Genomic DNA, 2,010 nt, shown 5'->3' on the forward strand with positions numbered 1-2,010 from the left:
AGGTGCGACAGCGCGTGGCGGATGCCGGCACGTACGACGAACAGTTCCGCAAGACGCGTCTCATGCGCGGAACGGCCGCCAAAGTCGGTGTCGATGGCGGTGCAGATGTCGGCTTCATGCCGCTCGGTCAGCGCGAGCAGGCGTTTGAGGCGATCCTTGCGAACGTCAAAGTTGGGGAAAGGCTGCGCCTCGAAGGCGGCGCGCTGCAGGTGGAACCGCTCGCCGAGAACATTCTGTCTGGTCTGCAGCATCACGCCCTCCCTGGCTTGCCGGACGGAGCTTACATCGTGGTGCGTGGCGGAATCCAGCGGGGGTGCAGGTGTCCTAGGGGAAGCCGCTTTCGGATGTGCACGGCATCCGGCTGGCAGGCGCCGATGGCCGCATCAACGACAGGTTCCTGCAAAGGGGGCGTTGTGGTTGGATGACGGCTGCGCTACTCCAAAGCGTCACGCCAGAGAGTCGTCTTGACCGGTTTCCACATCCTCTCCAGTCTACGAAATTCCAGCCCGGTGTCCGCCTGATGCTGATGTCGGCGACGAGCATCTTGGCCATGGACCCCAAGCGGCGCGTTCCGCGCCGCGCGGCCCAGCGGAATTGCGGATGAAGGGCGCTCACAGGCTTGAGGCTGCGTTTGGAGCGGCTGCGCGAAGGGTTGTGCGGGAGTTTCTGCGGTTCGTGCCGCTGTCTCTGAGACAGCGCATGCAAAGACGCACATATGCACGCGCGACGCCCGCCAACAGAATTTTCATTTCGGGCTGCGCACGCAGCGGGACGACGCTGACACAGCGGCTGATGAGGTGTTTCGAGGACATTTTCGTCCATCCGCCCGAAGCGCGATACGCAATGCTGGACATGTTGGACCGGCCGGAATCGAACCTCGTCGTCAAGCGCGATGCGCGCGGTTTTGCGCATCTGGCGAAGCTACCGACCTCCATCGGCTTGATCTATTGCGCGCGCCATCCATTCGACACGCTGACAAGTTCGCATCCGCAAACACGCAACCAGCGTCGGTTCCACGTCACGCCGCAACGCTGGCTGACCGAATACGACGCGCTGATCCGGCTGAAGAAGGCACAACCGCACCGGCAGATCCTTTTCGTCCGCTACGAAGACATGATCGGCGCGCCCGATGCGCAGCAGGACAGAATCGCGCAGTCATTCGGACTGACACCGCGCATTCGTTTCAGCGAGGACCCGGACAATCCGATCCGGGTGGCTTCGTTGAGAAAATGGGAACGGAATGAAGAATTCAGGACCTATCTCGGCGGCCTGCCCCCGGCATTTCTCGCCCGCGTCCAGCGTTTCTGCGCCGAGTTCGGCTATGACATGCCAATAAGCACGCCGACCGTGGACGCGCGGTGATGCAGGCACCGGCGGCCCTCGCGACAGAAGAGCTGGATCCCAAGCGGCGCGTGCTGAAGGACGTGTTCGGCTTCGATGATTTTCGCCCCGGGCAGGCCGATGTCATGGACGCGTTGCTGGCCGGGCGTCATGTGCTGGCTGTCATGCCGACTGGTGCCGGCAAATCGCTCTGCTACCAGGTGCCGGCGCTTGTCCTGGGCGGGCTCACCATTGTCGTTTCGCCGCTGGTGGCGCTGATGCAGGATCAGGTCGCCGCCTTGCGGCTTGCCGGCGTGGCCGCCGATACGATCAATTCCTCGATCGACCGCGATGCCAATATTGCCGCATGGCGTCGCGTCGCCTCGGGCCAGACGCGCCTGCTCTATCTCGCGCCGGAGCGGTTGATGACCGAGCGCATGCTCGAGGCGCTGGCCAGGCTCGATATCAGCCTGATCGCCGTCGACGAGGCGCATTGTATCTCGCAATGGGGGCCGGCATTCCGGCGCGAATACGAGGACCTGTCGCGTCTGCGCGGCATCTTTCCCAGCGTGCCGATCATCGCGCTGACGGCAACGGCGGACGAAGGCACGCGCACCGACATCGAATCCCGGCTGTTTGCCGAGCGCGTCGAGACCCTGGTGCTGGGCTTCGACCGGCCGAACATCAAGC

2 protein-coding genes and 1 pseudogene are annotated in these 2,010 nt (G+C 63.7%); 2 read left to right on the plus strand and 1 reads right to left on the minus strand.

Annotated elements, in window-relative coordinates:
- A pseudogene (locus EN969_RS28585) lies at positions 1-251 on the minus strand (coniferyl aldehyde dehydrogenase); the annotation flags it as partial.
- A 448-nt stretch (positions 252-699) separates the two neighbouring features.
- Between EN969_RS28585 and EN969_RS28590 the strand changes: the two are divergent.
- Both EN969_RS28590 and EN969_RS28595 read left to right on the plus strand, forming a co-directional pair.
- On the plus strand, positions 700-1,362 hold the full coding sequence (locus EN969_RS28590) for a sulfotransferase (RefSeq protein WP_244514242.1): 663 nt from the start codon (positions 700-702) through the stop codon (positions 1,360-1,362).
- The coding region (locus EN969_RS28595; protein WP_164758579.1) for a RecQ family ATP-dependent DNA helicase at positions 1,362-2,010 on the plus strand (649 nt) is incomplete at its 3' end. The genes EN969_RS28590 and EN969_RS28595, both read left to right, overlap by 1 nt.

It is taken from the genome of Mesorhizobium sp. M7A.F.Ca.CA.003.01.2.1 (genome assembly GCF_003998945.1).
Taxonomy (GTDB): Bacteria; Pseudomonadota; Alphaproteobacteria; order Rhizobiales; family Rhizobiaceae; genus Mesorhizobium; species Mesorhizobium ciceri.